We start from the raw sequence: 14,884 nt of genomic DNA, 5'->3' as shown, positions 1-14,884 counted from the left end.
CATGAATCTGGAGGCATTTCTGCACAATCTGCATTATGACATTGATAAGACCAAACCGCCGGACTTGGTGGTGGATTGGGAAGACGGACCGCTTGCGTATAAGCTCTACCGCGGTTTGCAAGTGGTTCCGTTATCTTCGGAAGTACCGCTGACGCTCGACGGCGGGGAAGCGCTAGTGAAGCCTGACCTTCGACAAATCGGTCATTTTCTATGGTATATATTCGGGCTCACTCAATTTTCCCAGTCCGTCCCTACGTCGAATTCCATGGTACAAAACATGGGTCTGCTGCAAATGTACCGGCGGTTTGTGCCCTCCGGGGGAGCGTTATATCCTAATGAGTTATATGTATATCTGAAGCTGGAGGATTTGCCCGAGGGTGTATATCATTATGATGTGGCACACCACCGCTTAGTGCTGCTGCGCAAAGGCAACTTCGATGCCTATGTAGCCCGGGCGCTTGGCAATCGATGTGACTTATCGGCTTGTTTTGGTACTGTTTTTGTATCGACCCTGTTTTGGAAAAACTTCTTTAAATACAATAACTTTTCCTACCGCCTGCAAGGATTGGATGCGGGTACGTTAATCGGGCAGCTCTTGGATGTGGCGAAACGGTTCGGCTTCGCGTCTGGCGTATATTTCCAGTTTCTTGATCGGGCCGTGAATGATCTCCTTGGGATATCGGAACGAGAGGAGAGCGTGTATGCGGTGATTCCGCTGTCAACGGAGCCTGCGTTTCAATGGTTTGCAGGTCGGAATGAGGGAGAGCAGTGCTCCGCCACTGACTTATGTCGGGAGCTGCCAAAGGTTAAGCATGATTACTACGTCCGGTCCCGGAAAGTCAAGGAATTTCCAATGCTTATCGAGATGAACGAAGCATCCCTCTTGGAATGGCTTCGGCCAATACGGCAAATTAGCGAAGAGATGATCGTTGACAGCGAGGATCTAGCAGTGGCTCTGCCCCAAGTAAAACGGTTGTCATATGATCTGGCGACGATAAGCCGAAATAGATTTTCGCCGGATGGTGATTTTATAATGGCCAAGATAAGCCAAGAGCAGTTGGCTTATCTGTTACAGGAGGCAACGGCCTCCTTCAGGTATCGGAATGATTTGGATGGAGCTCATGAGAACCCCGTTTCCCGCGTCTCACTGTACGTTTGTTTGTATAACGTTGAAGGCATCCCGGACGGCGCTTACCGTTATGACAGCGCTGCTCATACATTGCGGTGGATACGTCAGGGGGATCATCGACTCAAGCTGCAGCAGGGGATGCCTTCCGACAACGTGAATCTGTCCCAAGTTCCGCTAATCTTTCATGTGGCAGGGGACAAAGGTCATCTCACAACAGCCTTGGGGTATAGGGGATATCGCATCCAACAGATGGAAGCGGGGATGCTCGTGCAGCGTTTACTGCTCGCGGCATCCGCAATCGGGATAGGGGGACATCCGCTCCTTGGATTCGATGCCAGATTGTGTGATGAGATTTATAAGATGACTTCGCAAGGAATAACCAGCCTGATCCAAATCCCTGTTGGGCCATATCGTCATAGCCCTCGATTAGTTGGAGGTTTGCATGTTTAGAAGAGGCGCTTTCCTGGGCCTTTCAGCCAGCTTCGAATTAATTACCGAAAAGCCCGATATCTCACACATCAGTGTGGGGAGGTATCGGGCTTTATGTCATTCTTAATATGGAAAGGATTCAAGGACAGTTAATGGGTTTAATGAGTACCTAGCATGTGTTAAAATATACCATATGATTTAGCAAGATTTATTTTTGAATAGTAAGGTTACAAGACAAAAAGGATATTTTTAGCGAGGGATAAAAATGATTACATTAGATTTAATGAATTCGATTGAATTCCAGGAGTACCTTAATTCTGCAATTCATAGCTATGCAAAAAGCAACGTTCAATCTGGGAATTGGAACGAACAGGAATCTATTCGTAAGGCAACAGAACAATATGCAAACCTTTTGCCTGACGGCGAGAAAACCATTGATAACAAACTATTTACAATTCGTTCTGAGGGCCAAGAGGTTGGAATGATTTGGCTTGCACTGAAACCAAACAACAGAGGGTTTATCTACGATATAAAAATTAAGGAAGATTATCAAGGGCAAGGATTTGGTAAGCAAGCGATGGAAGATATAGAAAAGGTGGCTAGAGAAATTGGCATCAAGAGTATAGGACTTCATGTCTTTGCTCATAATCAAATTGCTCGTGGTTTATATGAAAAGATAGGCTATAAAGAAACGAGCATCGTAATGGCAAAAAAATTATAAAACGCTATTTTGGAGGTTTTCCCATGCTGAAATCCTATCGGCTAAATAAAGAAGAAGAGATCGGGCTAGGCCGCTTCGATCCGAACGACACAGGCGGCTTCAAGAACAAGGAAGAGATTCAAGACGCGTTTGAACGCATGGAGCGTAAGCTTCGTGAGCTACAGGACAAGCTGTTTGCTTCAAAGACGAATGGCGTGCTCATTCTGTTCCAAGGCATGGATTGCAGCGGTAAGGACGGTGTCATCAAGAAGGTGCTTTCCAACCTGAACCCGCAAGGCTTTCGTGCGGAGAGTTTTAAAAAGCCGACCCCGGAGGAGTCCTCCCACGATTTCTTGTGGCGGACCCATAAGGTTGTCCCTGCCAAAGGGTACATCACCGCCTTTAATCGGTCTTACTATGAGGATGTCCTGATTACTCGGGTGCACGGCATGATTCAGGATGATGAAGCGGCGGTTCGCCTGGACCATATCCGGCATTTCGAGAAGCTGCTTACGGATAGCGGAGTGCAGCTGATCAAAATCTTCCTGCATATTTCCCCCGAATTTCAGCTCGATAAAATCCGCGAACGGCTGGACAACTCGGAGAAGCTTTGGAAATTCGACCCGAGTGATCTAGAGGAGCGGCGCTATTGGGATCAATACGTAACCGCTTACGAAGATGTCTTCCGGCACACAGCAACCAAGCACTGCCCTTGGTATGTCGTCCCGGCCAATGAGCGTTGGTTCCGCGACTTTTTGGTGCTCAGGATTATTCTGCGCTCAATGGAGAAACTGGACCTCTCGTATCCGAAGGCAGATATCGATGTGGAGACACTAATGAAACAGCTTCACGATGAAAGCATCAGAAGCTAAAAACATTCGAGCATTAGCAAAAAAAATGATGAAGGACAATACAAGTAAGCACTAAGCTAACAGGAAACGTTAGTTTAGGAAACAGAGAGCAGATCGCCAAATTCGGCCGCTGCTCCCTGCTTTATTGAAGGTATAGTGTAATTACTTCACGAATGCCTTAGGTGCGACGGATTTTACGAGGTTAGCAAAATAGGAGAGAAAAAACATGATCAAATCATCTATTCTTATCTCACTAATACTAGTTATTTTCTTTTGTTCTGCTTGTAATAGTCGGGGAGAAAGAGAAACTCTGAAACGATTGAATACAAACGATTTACATCAAATTACTAATACTAAAGATAAGGATAATTTTATAGATCTTACATTTCAAATAACTAGTTTTGAAACCAAAGGGAATACTCAATATTACGTTATTAAAGGAATGTATGATCAAACTACAGTTGGCTTAAAGGTTACAATTAACAATACAAAAGAAGCAGGATTTAATAAGGGCGGAATAGAGCTATCACAAATTGGAGAAGAATCGAATAATTTTATTAGAGCCTTAAGAGAACTTTATGGAGAACAAATTAGTAGTGTTCAGATGAAAGATGAAGTGAAATTTACCGATTTTGTTTTAGAAAGTACCAGCGATTACAGGAAATACAAATTGTTTTTTGAAAGTGGGGAAGAGGATGAATATGCAGAGATCTATCTAAACATTAACTTGAAAGATAACTTAATTGAAATAAATGAGAAAGATTTTGAATATCGAGAACCAATTTTGAAGGCATTATCGTTGTAACGCAACTTTGGGAACTGATGTTTTCATAACACCTAATCTAAATTTCAAAAGTATTGATGTTACTGAAATGTGAGCAAGGCGTCAGTGTCAGGGGGTTTTATTCTCACTTAGTTTGAGTTACGATGATGACTGGGGTTACTTCCCATTAGAAGGGGGAAAGATGCATCATCACATGGAGGGGAGAAAACTGGAAAACTTTGCATGCTTATACATTGTACGCGGCGAACCATATCGATCGGGCACCTGCGTGAATCTAAGCGAGGATGTAACACTGGTCGGCCGGGTATCCAATCAGTTAACTCCGGATTTGGCATTTACGAACGCATTTATTTCCCGTGAACATTTCGTCATCCGCAAAGAACAAGACATGGCGGTGCTATATGATTTAGGGAGTCGCCACGGAACTGAGATCAACGGCGTATTGCTAACACCACACACCCCATATACTTTGAACAATTTTGATATCATTAAGCTATCTAAAGGGATGACCGTCATCCACTTTTCTTATATGTTTGCCGATCAGACCCTAGAAATCGAACCGCTCAGTATCACCAGACATCTGGAAATTCCGGAATTGCCACTCACGATTCATTGGGAGAAAAGAGAATGTGTCGTGGAAGGCAGGCGAATCCTAATGTCCGAAAAAGAATATTTACTGATTCGTGTGCTACATGAAAATGCAAATCGGCTCGTTCCACTCGAGCAAATTAAATCTAAGGTTTGGCCGGAAAGGTCAACGGGAGCAGAAGGCTTCTCAGATGTGACTCTGGACGAACTGAATACCCTGGTCTACCGGGTGCGAAAAAAATACGGAAAAGCTACCTTTCTGATTAGTGCAGTGCGCGGCAGTGGCTACATACTCGAAACTGAATTGAAATCGTCATAACGAAAGTAGGGACACTTCTTGAAGTATATACAGACTGAGTTCTCAGGACCGCTGATCGGAACGGTACATATACCAGGAGCGAAGAACAGCTCCCTTGCCTTACTTGCCGCCGCTTGTCTGGCGGACAATATAGTAACTTTAGAGGGGATTCCACGTATAGACGATGTCCGTATTATCGCAGATATCGGCCGGGATATCGGCATGAAGCTTAGACAGGAAGGTGGACAAGTCATCATTGACCCGCGGTGGATTCATAGTTCCATGATCGATCCAGGTAAAGCTTCAAGCTATCGGGCGTCTTATTATTTTGCCGGCGCGTTACTGTCCAAATTCGGCAGAGTTACGATCGGATTACCTGGCGGTGACGATTTCGTTACAAGACCGATTGATCAGCATATCAAGGTATTTAAAGCGCTCGGAGCGCAGGTACATCTCTTCAAAGATTATTACGAAGTCGAGGCTGCCGAGCTGAAGGGAGCGGACATTTATTTCGACACAATTACCTCTGGCGCGACCATTAATGCGATGCTGGCGGCTGTGCTTGCAAAAGGGCGGACACAACTGCGCAATGCAGCTATAGATCCGGAAGTATGCGATACGGCAAACTTCCTTAATCAATTGGGTGCACGAATCTACGGGGCGGGAACGGAATTTATTCGAATTGAAGGCGTCTCCTATTTGAACGGTGGAACGCACACGGTTATTCCAGACAGGCTGATCGCCGGAGCTTTTCTGATGGCGGCTGGGCTCCATGGGGGTCAGGTTACTGTCATGGACGTCATCCCCGAGCATCTTGGCTCATGTCTAGCTAAGATGGAGGAAATTGGGATGTATGTGGAGTGTGGAGAGAGCCAAATTACCGCTTTTGGCACGAATTCGCTGAAAGCGACGCGTATTCGCACAGGCATGTATCCGAACTTCGCCACCGATTTACAGCAACCAATGACCGCGCTTCTACTGCAAGGCAAAGGCAAGAGCATAGTTACAGAACGTGTCTATCCAAATCGGTTCGCTCACGTTCCACAGCTACGGAGGCTTGGCGCAGAGATAGAGTTACGGCAAGAAAGTGCGTTTATAAGCGGAGGACGACCATTACATGGCGGCTGGGTGCATGCAACAGATGTGCGTGCAGGCACTTGTTTGCTGATGGCCGGTTTAGCGGCTGAGGGCAGCACGTGTATTACAGGCGTCGAGCACATCGAGCGCGGCTATGAGGACGTTATTAGCAGCTTCCGATCCATAGGGGCCAAGCTTTCGATGCGCGAACTGGATGCGCAGGAGCACCCAAGCAAGATCCGTGAATCTCATTGAAATTGATAACAGAGAAATGTTTCATTGGAACAAAACAGCCGAAGTGTATAATCGGCAAAACATTAACATCGCCTTCGAAATGGCGGTGTCTTTTCATTTGTTTTTTTCAAAGGTGACGGGTAGCAAGAGCCTTATCTCGTTCCCGACGGCGGCATTCTTTGAGTGATAGGGGAGCAATCGAAGCTTAAAGATTCAAGTAATGGGCAGGTTAATTCCAATATATGGTATACTCGGCATAGGGATTTGATTAAGGGAGGGGATATTTTGAGGGAAGTGAAGTATCAAGTTAAGAGTCCTTCAAGGATTGGAACCATTATAGGTATGATCGCTATAATATGTAGTCAATCTATTCTTTTAGTGAGATCATGGGATCACATGGGTGTTTTCTACACTTCGTTAACGGTGATTCTTCTGAGTTACTGTGTAGTTGTACTGTTACTCGCATTGTATAGAACATTCTTCAAGAAACCAATCGAGTTATGCCTGTCCAATGACCAAATCATATTAAATGGGACTATAATTAATTCGGGAGATATTAAAGTAATAATGACCAAGGGGTACTTTAAACCTGTTATTGGAATATTGCCTTACAGGAGGAAGATCGTCCCATGGGAATTTAGGTATTCCAGGAATGAAGATAGAGCTATCTCGGATTTAAAGAGTTGGTCAAAAAAGAACAATGTAAAGATGGTTAATAAATCGTTTCAAACGTGGATATAAGTATATTCGCTAGTACGATTTGGTTAATCGTTTTCTTTAGAGGAGGTTGTTTTTATCATTGACATTCTTTTAATTATTTTTATGTTTATGGTTGTAACTGGCTTAGTTAGCATTGACAGAAGCTTAAAGCTCAAATTAAAGAATGATAAAATAATTATTGATAAGCTAAATGAAATTACAGAAAGGACAAAGTAGGGCATTTATTTATGTTCGTGGTCCTTAAACTAGCGGAAAACTATAGCTAACATATGAAGGCCTACCGCGTGGCAACCCGTCACTCCGCTAATGTGCAGTATCACTACATGATTGATTAATATCTGGATGAACCAAACTATTATGTTAAAATAGTGATTAAAGTATATTTAGTATTGGCGGGAGATCATGGAGAAAGTTAAGAAACTTGTTATGGATTTACTTCCTACAGTTGAGCTAAATACATTATCTTCAAAAGCTATTGTTGAACAAATTGCATTGAATATTTTTGAAAGCGATTTTTTGAAGCTACGGGAAAAAGAATTCTTTGTAAATCTTCCGGTTGTACTGCAGGACATAATACTAATTATAGACTTTGATATTGAATTGCAAATGAGCGGGATTATTGGTTTTTTAGAAAATTCAACTGGTAACTATTTCGAAGAAACAATTGAGGCACTCTACAGGATTAATGCAATAAAAGATTTTAAAGCAATGAAAAACATCAAATTTTTACTCTTTTCAAACGGAATTGGAACTAATACTTTGAGGGAAAAACTCAGTAATTTATCTCAATATCAAGTCGCAAATTCTTCACTTACTCATGACAAAAATGTTTCGGACCTATTAAATGAAATTGCTTCTGAAGCTGATAATTTATACTTATACCGTGATGACGATAATATATTTGTTAGCTTATTTAACTATGTATAGGAGAATAGAGTGAGCTTAGTTGAGGGCTTAGAACGACTATTAAATTGACCCAATAAAGTACGACTACCACATTTAAATAACGAGGAATTATCCATTGAAGTACGGGCAGTTTTGTTGAAGAAGTAATAAATACTACTTAGAGGTGAAATACATTATGGAAAATGAGAAACTAAAAATATTTGACAAAGATAGAAAACAAGTAGGTGTTGCTACACGTGAAGAAGTACATAGAGTAGGACATTGGCATGAAGCATTCCATTGTTGGTTCTTCAGTAGAGAAAATAAAGTAGATTATATTTATCTTCAACTTCGTAGTGATATGAAAAAAGATTATCCGAATCTATTGGATATTACTGCTGCTGGACATTTATTAGCTCATGAAACAGTACATGATGGGATAAGAGAAATTAAAGAAGAAATTGGAATTGAAGTTTGTTTTAATGAGTTAGTGTTATTAGGAATTATTGAATACTGCATAATAAAAGAAAACTTTATCGACAATGAATTAGCTAACGTGTTTTTATATGAAACTAATAATACTTTTGATGATTTTACACTGCAAAAAGAAGAAGTTTCAGGGATTGTACGAGTTGAATTTGATGATTTTTATGAGTTTTGGTTAGGAAACAAAGAAGAAGTTAGAATTAAGGGCTTTGAAATAAATAAGGTCGGAAAAAAGGTTTTGATTGATAAGAATGTTGGGAAAAGTGAATTTGTGCCACATGAAAATTCATTTTATGTAAGCATTGTAAATTTGATTAGAGAAAAATTAGTGAATAAAAGATAAGATGCAAATTCCTTTTTCTTACTCAGCTAACGGGCAGATTCCCGCAACAAATTCATTGTAATGACGTATAGGGTATAATTGGAAATGTTGTGGTATTGAAGTGTTTTCATCTGAATAGGGACATTAATATAGGAGGAGGAGGCATGAATACAAGAAGAAAATTATTTGCAGTTACTTTAGTTTTCATGCAGAAATTAAATTGAGATACAACTCGGGAGAATTTTTGTATAATGGAATTTTTAATGAAGATGGTACTTTTTCAACTCCATCACCAGGAGAAATAACCATTTATGATAAAGATAGAAACAAAATACCATTGGGACAGCATGGTTACGGACCAGGTGCTGATTTTTCTTTTGGCATACAACCTCAAGATCAAAAACTTATTCAAAATGGATTTTACATAAAGTACACAGGATACATCTTATATAACTATTCGAAAAAGTGAATTTTTGCAAAAGACACGATGATTATTTAAGCTAACTGGGAGCTCAATAAAGACACAATCGCAGTCGGCCAGACAGTCTGCCTTCTGTCGTTGAAGTAACGGGAGTTATTTCAATTAAAAGGTTAAAAATATTAAAAGACAAATTACAACAGATTTTGCGTCTGTTATCAGATATACTAATGAGTAGCCCCGTTTTGTTGGGGACATTACGTTGTAAACTTTGGAGGTTATTTACTAATGGAAACAGGCACTGTCAAATGGTTTAATGCAGAAAAAGGGTTTGGCTTTATTCAAAGGGAGAACGGTGAAGATGTATTCGTTCATTTTTCAGCCATTCAAAGTGAAGGTTTCAAATCTTTGGACGAAGGACAACGTGTTGAATTCAATGTTGTTAAAGGCCAACGTGGACCTCAAGCGGAGAATGTTGTAAAACTGTAATGCTGATATCATAGCCTGCTCTTGACGATATGTCGGGAGCAGGCTTTTTATTAACCTTTTGCACATTTATTATGCTAACGAAGACGATAGAACAGTGCTTATAGATTCCACTACAAAATCAATCTAATATTATATGGGATACTCTTAAAACATCCCAAATAACCCAAAGGGGAAGAATTATGAGCAGTGGTTGGCATGATTCGTATATAGGGAAGCTTCGCAAAATCATTGGTACTCAAAAGATAATTGTAAACTCAGTAAGGGCGATCCTACTTGATAATGAAGGTCGTGTTTTGTTTATAAAGCGTAAAGGTGATAACAAATGGGGTATGCCCGCAGGGGCAATGGAAATAGAGGAATCTGTGTTTGATGCCATGAAGCGTGAAGTCAAAGAAGAAACAGGGCTTGATGTTCACCAGGCAACATTAATCGCAATTTATTCCTCTCCTAAAACGCAAACATTCACCGACCGTTGGGGAAATGAACATCATGTAATCGAATATTTATTTCGAGTGGACAACTGGGCAGGTACCCTTGAAAAGGAGACAAACGAAAGTTTAGATGCCGCTTTTTACCCTTTGGATAGTCTTCCAGAAGCTTCAAGTGATCTTTTTGCAAGACATCATGAAAGAGTAATTAATGATTATAAAAAGTTCGATGGGAAATTAATACTAGAATAATTTAATTTTCATTCAACATTTGTCCCTTTCATTCCCGCGTCATCCAACGTATTAATGATTACAAATGACATAAAGGAGGGAGGACTTTATATGCCATTGGTTGTCAATCACACTGTTTCTAATCGGATATTACTGGCGACTTTCAGTAAAAGTTGGAAAAGGCAAAGAGTGAAGAATGGTCATGTAGTTTACATTTCGACTGCGAACAAAGCAACTATTGAGCTGCTTGTCAGTGGTATGAAAAAAACAATAATAAGACAGTTCCAGAAAGGGGAAAGGGTATTTGTCGTAGACGGTACATTCCACTTTCCACCCCATCTACAACTGTAAAAAACGGCTTGCTTGCGAGTAGTCTTTAAGAAGTTCACGATAAAAAGGAGGGGATTCGCATGACCACAGGTAAACATACACCCTCATTTCATTTCGCATATGTCACAAATTTCGAAGATGATACGGTTTCAGTCATAGACACCCGAACAAGAAAAGTAAAGGCGACCATCAAGACAGGCAGAGGACCTTTTGAAATCGCCGTCACTCCTGAAGGGAAATATGCTTATGTTGTCAATAATCTAGATCATACAGCTCAAGTGATCAATAGAAAAACGAATACTATTATCCGCACCATTCGAGTTGGGAAAAGCCCATCGGATGTAGGCACTTCGAAAAAGTTCATCTATGTGACGAATGCGGCGGACAATACAGTATCTGTAATCAGTATAAAGACACAAAAGGTTGTTGACACCATAAAAGTCGGAAAAGACCCCGTGGGTGTGACAACTGCAACCAGGAAGTGCGGCAATAAAAGTTTTGGATATGTAAGCAACCATGATAGCAATACAATATCTATATTGGACGTGAAGCGTAATAAGGTTGTTAAAACAATTCCCGCTGGTGTAGGTCCGGATCAAATTGCCTTTACGAGGAATGCCAGACTTGCTTATGTGACTACAGATACCGATGTCATTGTCATTGGCACTCAGAGCAGGAGAATTCTAAAGAGAATTAAGGTTGGTCTTAAGCCGATCGGAATTGCCATAACCCCAAACAACAGATTTGCCTATGTTGGGAATGAAGGTGATAATACGGTTTCAGCTATTAGTCTTGCAAAAAATAAGGTGATTGCTACAATTCGAGTTGGTAAGAAGCCGGGAATCGTGGCCATAACTCAGGATGGCAAATACGCGTATGTAGCTAATTTTGGTGAAAACACAGTTTCTGTTATTTTAATCAAAAAGAACAAGGTTATTGACACTATAACTGTTGGCCGCTTAGCCTCTGGGTTGGCCATTATCCCTTTATAGCCGTTTTGCTCAAAATTTTTCCCAAGCAGGAATTATATAACATTTGCCGAATTAATTATGCAAAATTTCATTGCGGAGGAATGTTATGAATCCTATTTCAAATAAAATCGGTGGAGCGTTTATTCCAGTAAGTAACATTGAGAATGCACGTGATTGGTATTGTGACATTTTAGGCTTGCCAGCAGATGGCGATATATTTTTTGGTCATATATACGTTCTTCCGATGGAAGGACCAGATGTTGTATTGGATTGCAAAATTTTTTCTCCAGAGAATATATATAAAGTTCCAGCATTTCAATTTCGTACAGAAGATATCTATCAAGCCTATGAATTTATGCAAGCAAAGAATGTGCAATTAACAACTGGAATTGAGAGCGGTCAGTGGTTCAATTTTAAGGACCCTGATGGTAATCTTTTAATGGTATGCAAATAAAAAGCGGCAGTCTTGAACTATATTTCAAGTCACTAGCTGTCGCTTTTTAATGATACTGATTATAGGTCAAATTGTTATCTGATTCTTATTAAACTTCGTTGGAGTACGGTATCTCCTACTTGCGGGGTAAAAAATGCAAATTTAGTTTTCGTAGGCCTGCGCAAGATACCGGTTGAAAATGTACTTCGTTTTGTTGTCATGAACAACCCAATCTCCTTTCCTCTAATAGTACAGTAGTTGTCAAAGCTGCCTTAATTATTTGTATTGGTGTCCTTATAAGCGTGTGTAGAAAGGGGATTATACTTTGAATTTTAATTTAGTTGAATTACAAAACCATTTAAATGAGCTCAAAAATTTGGAAAACACCTCATACTATGAATTTCTGAAGGTACCATCAATGAGTGTAGGGCTCTATAAACTGAGTAAAGGTGAAAAGGATAACCAAAAGCCACATACAGAAGACGAGATTTATGTGATAATTGAAGGTAAAGCTTCATTTCAGAATAGAGATACATTTACTGAAATTAGTAAAGGAGACATCCTATTCGTAGAAGCAAACAAAGAACATAGATTTTATGATATAACTGAGGATCTAACTACCCTTGTCTTTTTTTCACCAGCTGAATATTCAAATAAATAGGGGAGGTACGTTATCCAATGTACAGGGAAATTAGTACATACAATTCCGGTTATACCATTTTAGAATATTCGGTTATCGGAAAGGGACGCCCCATCTTGTTGTTCCATGGCGGTCATTCGAGCTGTAATGAGGAATTCGGTTATCAGAAGTTACTAGCTTCAGGATATTCAATTATCACACCTTCCCGGGCAGGGTACGGCAGTACTTCCCGAATGACAGATTTGGTGCAAGCCTGTCACATTTATCAATTATTATTAGATCATCTGGCCATCGAGAAAGTTCACGTTATTGCTGTTTCCGCTGGTGGACCTACAGGAATCATGTTTTGTTCCATGTTTCCCGATCGGGTTGCAAGTTTCACGCTCCAGAGTGCGGTAACAAAACCGTGGCTGACAACAGAGGATAAAGAATACAAAATAGCAAGTCGTATTTTCAATCCGGAAGCCGAAAAAAGAACGTGGAGGATACTTGCGACGATAAATAGCCTTCTGCCGAGACTAACATTTAGAATGATGGTATCTTCTTTCTCTAAACTTCCTTATTCGGAGGTTCGAAAACGCATTGATGCCCAAGCCGTTGAAGCGTTTTGCAAAATGAATAACCGTCAGCGTTCATATTCGGTTTTTTTTATTGATTTGGAACAAACGCAACGTGACTATTCAACGGAACTGGCGGCCATTCAAGCTCCAACGTTGATCATGCACAGCCAAAATGATAGCTCGGTATCCCTAATCCATCCGGAAAACGCGAAAGCTCTCATCCCTAATTCGGAAATATGTATGCTTGATTCGTGGGGCCACCTCATTTGGATCGGAAAGCACGCTGCTGAGTACGATAATGCTCTTATTTCTTTTTTATCACTACGGAACAACGGATAGTTTAAAAAATCTCCTCTCTTTTATTAATATGACATAAGTTGACGTATTTGAGGTCTATTATGGGTAATAGATAAAAGAAAGGAGAAATGGATCATGAAACGAAGAATTATTTTAGATTTAGCGGTTACTTTAGATGGCTTTATTGAAGGGGAAAATGGTGAAGTTGATTGGTGCATTATGGACTCTGAGCTGGGGTTTACTAATTTTTTAAACCAAATTGATACCATTTTCTACGGAAGAAAAAGCTATGATTTATGGGGACAATTTACGCCGGAAGTCGAACCTACGGATTTTGAAAAAGAATTATGGGAAGGGGTTCATAGTAAAGAAAAATATGTGTTTTCCAGGACGCAAAAGAGTGCTGATAATAAAGCGGTATTCATAAATGATCATATTCTCGAAGAAGTAAATATAATAAAGAATAAGCCTGGTAAAGACATCTGGCTATATGGTGGAGCAAGTTTGATTACAACTTTTATCAATTTAGGGCTTGTTGATGAATTTAGATTATCTGTTCACCCTGTTGTTTTGGGAGAAGGGAAGCCGCTTTTTGTGGATATAAAACAGAGGTTGAATTTAAAAATGGTTAATACCAGAACGTTCTCCTCAGGCGTTGTACAACTAATTTATCATTTTGATGCGAGCAAATAGTATTGAGTTACCCCTTTGAGGAGCCATAAGTAGCTTGAAATAAAGCTTCATTAAAAGTCGCATGTGATGCGGCTTTTTCATTTTATGTTATTTTGACACTCCCGACGGATCGCGCTAAGAAATTGATAGTTGTGTAATCTGTGTTCCATGGGTAACTCACGTTTGTTGAAATATTTCATATTGTGAAATAGAGTGATTAAGCAAGATTTATAAATTAATCTATCTCGTATGGTTAGAAGGGAGGTTTTTATATGTCATTTCCATTTGACTGTATTAGTGATTTTATGTTTTTCGAAACCGAGTTGGGTCATTCAGATGTAATATTAGTTCCAGGCTCAAGACATCCTCAATTAATGGAAAGAGCCGCAATGTTATATCAACAAGGCATCGCTCCGTTGATCCTGCCTTCTGGTGGTGTCACTCAACATTTTGAAACCACAGAATGGGAGTTTTTGCGAAATGTAGGGGTGTCGTTAGGCATTTCACCACAAGCAATACTTCAAGAAGATAAAGCAACGAATACCTTTGAAAATGCACGATTCTCTTTAAAAGTATTACAAGATAAAGGGTTAAACCCTAAAAAAGTAGTGTTGGTCTGTAAAAACTATCACGCGCGTAGAGCACTTTTAACCTATCAAATAATTTTTCCAAGGGAGACAATTTTTTATGTAAGTCCAGTGATTGACAAGACAGGTACTTCCAAGGATAACTGGTTTCTAGATGAAAATAGAATAAGATACGTAATGAATGAGCTTGAGAAGGTAGGGAAATATTTCAGGCCCGCTATACTCCAAATTGGATTAAATGGCTAGCTACGATAACGCTTAACTGACGGTTTTTCTAATTGAGTTGGGGCGAAGTGGGGGGGCTACGCAAGAGGAGACAAAGTCT

At 40.2% G+C, this 14,884-nt stretch carries 18 protein-coding genes; all 18 read left to right on the top strand.

Annotated elements, in window-relative coordinates:
- Position 1: 1 nt before the first annotated feature.
- The 18 genes from GC097_RS01150 (at position 2) to GC097_RS01065 (ending at position 14,805) form a co-directional block, all read left to right on the top strand.
- Positions 2–1,579, top strand: coding sequence for a SagB family peptide dehydrogenase (locus GC097_RS01150; RefSeq protein WP_171681507.1), 1,578 nt, complete (start codon positions 2–4; stop codon positions 1,577–1,579).
- Positions 1,580–1,823: 244 nt separating this feature from the next.
- Positions 1,824–2,279 (top strand): GNAT family N-acetyltransferase, encoded by a 456-nt coding sequence (locus GC097_RS01145; RefSeq protein WP_171681506.1) that lies wholly within the window; start codon positions 1,824–1,826, stop codon positions 2,277–2,279.
- A 23-nt stretch (positions 2,280–2,302) separates the two neighbouring features.
- Positions 2,303–3,130, top strand: coding sequence for a PPK2 family polyphosphate kinase (locus GC097_RS01140; RefSeq protein WP_171681505.1), 828 nt, complete (start codon positions 2,303–2,305; stop codon positions 3,128–3,130).
- 205 nt (positions 3,131–3,335) lie between these two features.
- Complete coding sequence (locus GC097_RS01135) at positions 3,336–3,914, top strand: hypothetical protein (RefSeq protein ID WP_171681504.1); 579 nt, start codon at positions 3,336–3,338, stop codon at positions 3,912–3,914.
- 112 nt (positions 3,915–4,026) lie between these two features.
- Positions 4,027–4,800: an FHA domain-containing protein gene (locus tag GC097_RS01130; RefSeq protein ID WP_246293869.1), complete on the top strand. Its 774-nt coding sequence runs from the start codon at positions 4,027–4,029 to the stop codon at positions 4,798–4,800.
- 18 nt (positions 4,801–4,818) lie between these two features.
- Positions 4,819–6,111, top strand: coding sequence for a UDP-N-acetylglucosamine 1-carboxyvinyltransferase (gene murA, locus GC097_RS01125; RefSeq protein ID WP_171681503.1), 1,293 nt, complete (start codon positions 4,819–4,821; stop codon positions 6,109–6,111).
- A 16-nt stretch (positions 6,112–6,127) separates the two neighbouring features.
- Entirely contained in the window at positions 6,128–6,277 is a 150-nt protein-coding gene (locus GC097_RS01120; protein WP_171681502.1) for a hypothetical protein, read from the top strand.
- A 935-nt stretch (positions 6,278–7,212) separates the two neighbouring features.
- The gene (locus tag GC097_RS01115; protein WP_171681501.1) at positions 7,213–7,737 is read left to right on the top strand and encodes a DMP19 family protein; all 525 of its coding nucleotides are present in this window, start codon (positions 7,213–7,215) and stop codon (positions 7,735–7,737) included.
- 154 nt (positions 7,738–7,891) lie between these two features.
- The gene (locus tag GC097_RS01110) at positions 7,892–8,524 is read left to right on the top strand and encodes an NUDIX hydrolase (protein ID WP_171681500.1); all 633 of its coding nucleotides are present in this window, start codon (positions 7,892–7,894) and stop codon (positions 8,522–8,524) included.
- A gap of 199 nt (positions 8,525–8,723) precedes the next feature.
- A complete protein-coding gene (locus GC097_RS01105) occupies positions 8,724–8,972 on the top strand; it encodes a hypothetical protein (RefSeq protein WP_171681499.1) in 249 nt (82 codons plus the stop codon).
- 237 nt (positions 8,973–9,209) lie between these two features.
- Positions 9,210–9,410: a cold-shock protein gene (locus GC097_RS01100; protein WP_171681498.1), complete on the top strand. Its 201-nt coding sequence runs from the start codon at positions 9,210–9,212 to the stop codon at positions 9,408–9,410.
- A 179-nt stretch (positions 9,411–9,589) separates the two neighbouring features.
- Complete coding sequence (locus GC097_RS01095) at positions 9,590–10,090, top strand: NUDIX domain-containing protein (protein ID WP_171681497.1); 501 nt, start codon at positions 9,590–9,592, stop codon at positions 10,088–10,090.
- 389 nt (positions 10,091–10,479) lie between these two features.
- Positions 10,480–11,391: a YVTN family beta-propeller repeat protein gene (locus GC097_RS01090; RefSeq protein ID WP_171681496.1), complete on the top strand. Its 912-nt coding sequence runs from the start codon at positions 10,480–10,482 to the stop codon at positions 11,389–11,391.
- A gap of 85 nt (positions 11,392–11,476) precedes the next feature.
- Positions 11,477–11,824, top strand: coding sequence for a VOC family protein (locus GC097_RS01085; RefSeq protein WP_171681495.1), 348 nt, complete (start codon positions 11,477–11,479; stop codon positions 11,822–11,824).
- 304 nt (positions 11,825–12,128) lie between these two features.
- Positions 12,129–12,464 carry a cupin domain-containing protein gene (locus tag GC097_RS01080; RefSeq protein WP_171681494.1) on the top strand — a complete coding sequence of 112 codons (336 nt, stop codon included), beginning with the start codon at positions 12,129–12,131 and terminating at the stop codon, positions 12,462–12,464.
- A 17-nt stretch (positions 12,465–12,481) separates the two neighbouring features.
- Positions 12,482–13,342, top strand: coding sequence for an alpha/beta fold hydrolase (locus tag GC097_RS01075; protein ID WP_171681493.1), 861 nt, complete (start codon positions 12,482–12,484; stop codon positions 13,340–13,342).
- Positions 13,343–13,435: 93 nt separating this feature from the next.
- Positions 13,436–13,993, top strand: a complete 558-nt coding sequence (locus GC097_RS01070; protein ID WP_171681492.1) for a dihydrofolate reductase family protein — start codon at positions 13,436–13,438, stop codon at positions 13,991–13,993.
- A 251-nt stretch (positions 13,994–14,244) separates the two neighbouring features.
- Complete coding sequence (locus GC097_RS01065) at positions 14,245–14,805, top strand: YdcF family protein (protein ID WP_171681491.1); 561 nt, start codon at positions 14,245–14,247, stop codon at positions 14,803–14,805.
- Positions 14,806–14,884: the final 79 nt, after the last annotated feature.

This window comes from Paenibacillus planticolens (genome assembly GCF_013141725.1).
Classification (GTDB): Bacteria; Bacillota; Bacilli; order Paenibacillales; family NBRC-103111; genus Paenibacillus_E; species Paenibacillus_E planticolens.
This window is presented reverse-complemented; position numbering and strand designations above follow the sequence as displayed.